We start from the raw sequence: 6192 nt of genomic DNA, 5'->3' as shown, positions 1-6192 counted from the left end.
GAACAGATCGAGTCGATCACCAAGCGACCACGTTGGAGGCGAACACCGCCAGCAGCCAGCGCCGCTCCCGCAACGGCTGGTAGACCGCGAAGTCTGCGAGTTCGCTGAACAGGAACGCCACCGCGCTGGCCACGGCGAGATCGCGGTTCGAGGTGACCACCCAGGACAGCAGCGCGCCGACCAGGATGGCCACGACTACGGCCTTCCGGCCGAGCCACTCCTGGGTGAGATCCCGGAAGGTGAACGCGAACCCAGCGAACAGCACCCCCGAGGGCGCCTCGATGCCCGGCCAGACCGGCACCGTGTAGGGGCCGCCGGGAAAGGCCGGTGCGTTCCCCCAGTGGGTGATGGCGTAGTTGGCCAGCAGAATCGTCAGCACGTACGCCACCGCAAGCACACCACCGACGAGCTGGCGCCGCCTCGTCGCTGCCGCGGCCCCTGGGCCTGGAGCACCTCTGGCGCCTGACCCCGCAATGTCCTGCGGGCCTACAGCATCGTCACTCACCAGAATCCTCCCCTTGGCGTTGGCGCCGCCACCCGGTCAGCGGGCAGGACGAGCCGATGACCTCGATACTGTACCAGCCGAGCACCCCGACAACGGAACGATCGGTCTGTACGAGCCCGGCCCGGTTGACCTATAGTCACCCGACGACGGTCTTTCCCCTCCTCTGCTTGACCGGGCCAACCAGACCCCGCGAAAGGTGCCGGCATGAGCACCCCTCCCGGAGCCGCTGCCACCGCCACGCTTCCATGGGTCACCACCGACCGTCCCGGCGGCGCGATCACGATCTCCAAGGGCTGGCTGGTGTCGTTCTCCCACCTGGTGCCGACCGCCAGCGGGGAGGGCTGGTGTGGCCACAACTGCGACGTCCGTGTGGAGCTTACCGGCCCACCGGATCGGGTCGGGATGGTTTGGGACTTCGGCGCGTTGGGACCGGCCAGAGAGGTGTTCGACCGGGTCGACCATCGCCACCTGGACGATCTGCGAGGGGTCCAGGCGCACGACGCCCGGATGGTCACATCCGAACTCCTCGGCGCGCTGCGGGACGACCCGGCCGCGCGGGCCGAGTTCTTCGCCCTGACCGGTGTGGCCAGCACCTGACCGGTCCAGCCACCATGGCGGGCTGCTGGACCGCCAGCACGCCTTGGCGTCGATTCCGCAGGAATCGCCGCACTGGCAGCACGGTTCACCCGCAGAGCGGTCGGCCATCGGACCGGGCCCTGATCTGGCCGGCCGGTCCGACGTAGGGTCAGGAGGTTGGCCGGCGGCCGATGGTCGAGACGGTCAGCAACCCTCGAACCACCATCCGCGGATCCTCCAGGTACCCCGACAGGCGGTCCAGCTGCTCACCGTCCAAGCCGGCCTCCAGGAGCCTGGGGCGCAGCAGGCGGATGGTGGCCGCGTAGTGCCGGGCCCCGGCGCTACCACCGGGCCAGGAGCGGGCATGGACGGCGGTGTCCACCTCGACCAGCCCCGCCTCGGCCATGGCCCCGTGCACCTGCCAGGGCCACTGCAGGTCGACGGCCCGAGCCGCAGTCAGCTGCTCGACCGCGGTCTCGAAGCGATAGAACAGCGCCTCGGCCTCGGCCTCGGGGACGGCCAGGACCAGCCCGGCCCGGTAGGGGTCCCATTCCTCAATCACTAGGGCCCCGCCGGGGGCAAGCGCCCCGGCCAGGCCGCGCAGGATCTCGTGGCGTCCGGGCACATGCCGCAGGACCAGCCGGGCGTGGACGACGTCCCAGGGACCGTCGGGCAACGGGTCGCGGGTGAGGTCGTGACGGACGACGCGGTAGCCGCGGTCAGCGGGAATGTGGCGGGTGTTGATGTCGGTCGCCACCACCTGCCCGGACGGGCCGGCCTGGTCGGCCAACCACCCGGCGACGCTGCCGTTGCCGGCGCCGAGCTCCAGGCAGCGCCGTCCGGTCAGCGCACCCACGCTCGACAGGCGGGAGATGGTGAACCCGTCAAGGACCGTCGAGGACAGCCTTAGCCGCTCGGCCGCAGCCGGGTCGTCGTTGTCGAAGGTGTAGGCCGGCGGGGCCGGGTCGGGCTGGGCGGCCACCGTCACCGGTGCTCCCCTGGATCGGGCACGCCGTCAGCGGTCGGCCCGAACCCGGCACCTCTACCTCTAGTTGGGATTGACACCGATCGAAGTGTTGATGAACTCGTTGGTGGCCACCTCCTCAGGCTTCAACCCCTCCTTGATCGGCTTGCGCTGCGCCGCGAAGATCGGCCCCACGATCTGGATCATCTTCTGGACCCGCGCCATGTCGAAGTCCCCGATGGTGCCGTTGGGTGGGGACCCATCGCCGGTCAGCTTGAGCTTCTGCTCCTGGGCGAGAGCGAACTTGGCGGACTCCGTCGTGTACGGATTCTTGGAGTCGTAGGCGTCGGCGATCTTCAGGGTCTGGTCGATCAGGCGGGTCTGCACGTCAGGCTTGGTGTGGACGTCGACCTGGGACTGCTGGACGATGGGCACCAGCTTCTCCAGGCAGGGGGCGAGCTTGTCCTTGTCCCTGGCCCGGATGCTCAGCAGGGACCCGTAGTTCGGGTAGCCGGTGTCGTAAACAAGCTGGAACTTGACCGGCTTGCCCCACTCCGGAATGGACTGCAGGACATAGGGGTCGCTGGTGGCATAGCCGGACTGCGCAACCTCGCCTTGCTCGGCGACGAACCGGGCGGGGTCGCCCTCAAAGGACCCGTCCACCTGGCTCTTCTTCAAGATGCCCGTCCCAACCAGGTACTCCATGTAGGTGTCGCCACCGAAGTAGAGGACCGTCGTGTCGGTCTGGCCGATGTCGGCGATGATGTTGAACTCCGGGTGCTTGCCCGGGTCCCAGAGGATCAGCTGTGGGTCGATGTCGACCAGGGCCAGCACGGCCAGGGTCGGCTGGGTCTTGGACAGCTGGATGACCTCGTCGGTGGCGTTGGGGATCGCCAGGTGGATCTTGGGGTCGGCATAGAGCTGGGCGGTGGCCCTCTCGAAGCCGATGGCGGGCCCGCCCGCTCGCAGCTCCAGCTTGACCCCGGTGTCCTTGTCCTGGGCCATCAAGGGTGCGGTCGTGCGCTTCTGCTTGTTGTCGATCTGCGGGTTGGGGCCGAGGAGGTTGTACAGCGCGCCAAAGGACTCGGCCGACGGGTCCCAGGAGGTCTGGATGACGACCGGGTCAGGGCAGACCCCTCGTAGATCCTTCGGGTCGCTGGAGCCGGCCGCGGCGGTCGGCTGGTCGTCTCCCCCATCTCCGCCGGTGCAGGCGGTGAGGAGGAGGAGCAGGGCCACGGCCAGGGCCGCCAGCGCCCTCCTACGTGTTGATCTGCGCTGATGCATGGACGCAACGCCTCCTGTGTCCGGCCGCAGCGGCTTGCCGCTGGGGATGACAGCCGGGATCGGGTCGATGCTCGGTGCACGGCAGGAACGTGGGATGCGGACTTAGGTGCGGCCACCTATGTAATCCCGGGCAACCCATACTCTTCCGGCCACCTTGCGTCGCTGGCCGATCCGTAGCATATAGGCAACTACCGCATAAAGGGCAAGGGGGGAACCAATCGTTTGCGCGGCTCATCATGGGTCGATCCGGCCCTTGGGCGATCGCCGAGTGGCCTGGCTCCCGCCCGGTCCGCCTCAGTCGGATTGTCGCCTGCATCGCGAGCTGGGATTAGGTCGGGGTGCTGTCGCGGCCCGATTCGTGCCACCCGCCCACCACTCGACGGGCCAGCGCCCCGAACAGCAGGAACACCGCTAGCCCGAACAGCGAGGACAGGATCACCGCGGCGAACATCTGCTCGGACTGCAGCCGGGACCGGTAGTGGTCGATGAGCACGCCCATCCCGACCTCACCCTGCCGGAAGAAGAAGTCGCCCACGATCGCCCCGATAACCGACAAGCCGGCGGAGATGCGCAGGCCGGTGAAGATGCTGGGAAGCGCCGTGGGCAGCTGCAGCTTCCACAACCGGGTCCGGCGGCTGGCCCCGTGCAGGGTGAACAGGTCGTGGTGGTCCTGGTCGACGGAGCGCAGGCCGAACAGCGTGTTGGCCACGATGGGAAACAGCGCGATCAGGAAGACCACCAGCACCCGGGTGTTGAACCCGTAGCCGAACCAGAACCCATACAGCGGCACCAGCGCCAGGATCGGGGTGGCCTGAAGCAGCACCAAGTAGGGGAACGCCGAGTCTTCCACCCAGCGTGCCTGGCTCATGAGGATGGCAAGGCCGATGCCGACCACGGCCGCCGCGGCAAGCCCGAGCATGGCCACCTGGGCCGACAGCAGGAGGCCGTCGAGGAGCTCAGCGCGGTTGAACGGGTCCAGGAAGCCGATCCGCAGGACGGCGTCGGGTGGTGGGGCCAGGAACCGGGTGTCTTCGGTGAGTAGGCGATAGCTGACGACATACCACAGGCCGATCGCCAGCGCGGCAACGACGGCGGGGGCGCCCCAACGCCAGCTCCGCCGCGCTCCCTGGCCGCGACGTGCCGCGGTGCTCATGGGCGCGCTCCTCGCAGGCAGGCCGACACCCGGGCGGCGATCTTGGTGAACGCTGGGTCGAACCGCAGCTCCGGGGCGCGGGGATAGGGGAAGGGGACCTCGAAGTGGTCGACCACTCGCCCTGGTCGGGCGGACAGGACCACGACCTGGGTGGAGAGATAGACGGCCTCCATCACCGAGTGGGTGATGAACAGGGCGGCGAACCGCTGAGTCACAAAGAGCTGCAGCAGCTCGTCGTTGAGCCGCTCCCTGGTGATCTCGTCCAGGGTGCCGAAGGGCTCATCGAGTAAAAAGAGCTCCGGCTGGAGGGTCAGGGAGCGGGCCAGCGACACCCGCATCCGCATGCCGCCCGAGAGTGCCCGGGGGCGGTAGTCGGCGAAGTCACTCAGCCCGACCAGCCGGATCGCATGATCGGCCCGCCGGCGGCGCTCGTCCTTGGGAAGGCCTCGAAGCTCGCCGAGCAGCTCGACGTTGGCCTGGACGCTGCGCCAGGGCAGCAGCGTCGGGTCCTGGAACACATAGGCGATCTGGTCGGTGGGGACATGCACCGAGCCGCCGGTAGTGTGCTCGAGGCCGGCGGCGATGCGCAGTAGGGTGCTCTTGCCGCAACCGGACGGGCCGACCACCGAGGTGAACTGGCCGGGGGCAACGTCCAAGTCGACCTCAGCCAGCGCTTCGGTGCCGTCAGGAAAGCGCTTGCCGACGTGTGCCAGGGTGAGGACCGGTTGGGCGGTCCTCACCACGTCCTGTCCTGCGGTTGATGATGTCATGGACCTACCCGGTGTCGGCGGCTATCACGGTTTGTAGCGTACGGTGCCTCGTCACGCTGCCTCTGGACGAGTTGTGACAACTGTCGCGAGACCGCTCCAAGGTTCTCCGGCGCAGATAGCGGTGTCAACCGGCGGTCCACCTGCGCAGCGCCGTCCGCAGTCAGGCTCAAGAGTTGAGATGTTGGTCGCTGCCGCGGCGAAGCGAAGCGGGAATCTGGGGCGTTTGGTAGGTCCAGCCGAGCCGGTCGCGCAGCAGCCGCTTGACCGGACTGGGGGTCAACCGCACTCCGGTCACCCGCTCGATCACCTCCGCGACCTGAGGAGCCCTCCACACCTCGCCGTCGAAGCCGTGGCCGGCCGGCCCCTGCAGCAGCGCCTGCTCGATCAGCGGCAGCTGGCGGTCGGGAATGGCTGGCCCTCGGCCCCTCCGGTACTCCAACGCCGCCGCGCCGCCGGTCCGCCAGCGGATCCTCCACCGGGCCGCGGTCTGGCGGGCGATGCCGAGCTGCTGGGCGACCGAGGACGGCGAGTGGCCTTGGTCGAACAGTGCCGCCGCCCGCTGCCGACGCCAGTGGGCCTGCCAGTCCACCGCGGTGGTGATGTCGATGCCCAGCTGCTCAGCCACAGACGACGGGGTGTGGCCCTGCTCGAACAGGGCGGCTGCGGCCTCCCGCGGGCTCTGGTCCGTGGCGCTGGCGCTGGCCCCGTTCGGGGGCTCGGCCGCAGTAGGGGCGGCGCTGGCTGGTGGCCGCCAGGTCCGGGCGAACGACGCTGAGCGGATGGCCAGCTGATCTCGGGCTCCAGGGGGCCGGCCCTGGCGGATCGGGCCTTGCTCTGACCGGGCCCGTCGCAGCTCCTGTTGGTACAGCTCCGCGAACCGCTCGCGATACTGGTCGGCCAAGTCGCTCTTGCCGTTGGCGACCGCTCGCCTCCGCGCCTG

General features: G+C 69.0%; 7 protein-coding genes. 1 reads left to right on the top strand and 6 read right to left on the bottom strand.

Going from position 1 to position 6192, the window contains the following annotated elements:
* Positions 1–16: 16 nt before the first annotated feature.
* A complete protein-coding gene (locus tag VF468_05765; GenBank protein ID HEX5877820.1) occupies positions 17–388 on the bottom strand; it encodes a hypothetical protein in 372 nt (123 codons plus the stop codon).
* 321 nt (positions 389–709) lie between these two features.
* On the opposite strand from VF468_05765, the gene VF468_05760 reads away from it, so the two are divergent.
* The gene (locus VF468_05760; protein ID HEX5877819.1) at positions 710–1102 is read left to right on the top strand and encodes a 6-carboxytetrahydropterin synthase; all 393 of its coding nucleotides are present in this window, start codon (positions 710–712) and stop codon (positions 1100–1102) included.
* 148 nt (positions 1103–1250) lie between these two features.
* Here VF468_05760 and VF468_05755 read toward each other — a convergent pair whose 3' ends face one another.
* From VF468_05755 to VF468_05735, 5 genes are all read right to left on the bottom strand, one after another.
* A complete protein-coding gene (locus VF468_05755; GenBank protein ID HEX5877818.1) occupies positions 1251–2069 on the bottom strand; it encodes a class I SAM-dependent methyltransferase in 819 nt (272 codons plus the stop codon).
* A gap of 60 nt (positions 2070–2129) precedes the next feature.
* Positions 2130–3329 (bottom strand): hypothetical protein, encoded by a 1200-nt coding sequence (locus tag VF468_05750; GenBank protein HEX5877817.1) that lies wholly within the window; start codon positions 3327–3329, stop codon positions 2130–2132.
* Between the two features lie 328 nt (positions 3330–3657).
* Entirely contained in the window at positions 3658–4482 is an 825-nt protein-coding gene (locus VF468_05745) for an ABC transporter permease (GenBank protein ID HEX5877816.1), read from the bottom strand.
* Positions 4479–5252 (bottom strand): ABC transporter ATP-binding protein, encoded by a 774-nt coding sequence (locus VF468_05740; GenBank protein HEX5877815.1) that lies wholly within the window; start codon positions 5250–5252, stop codon positions 4479–4481. Before VF468_05740 ends, VF468_05745 begins: the two co-directional genes overlap by 4 nt.
* Positions 5253–5418: 166 nt before the next feature.
* The coding region (locus VF468_05735; GenBank protein ID HEX5877814.1) for a helix-turn-helix domain-containing protein at positions 5419–6192 on the bottom strand (774 nt) is incomplete at its 5' end.

The organism is Actinomycetota bacterium, assembly GCA_036280995.1.
Lineage (GTDB): Bacteria > Actinomycetota > CALGFH01 > CALGFH01 > CALGFH01 > CALGFH01.
The sequence above is the reverse complement of the archived record's forward strand: the minus strand, read 5'-3'. Positions and strand labels throughout refer to the sequence as shown.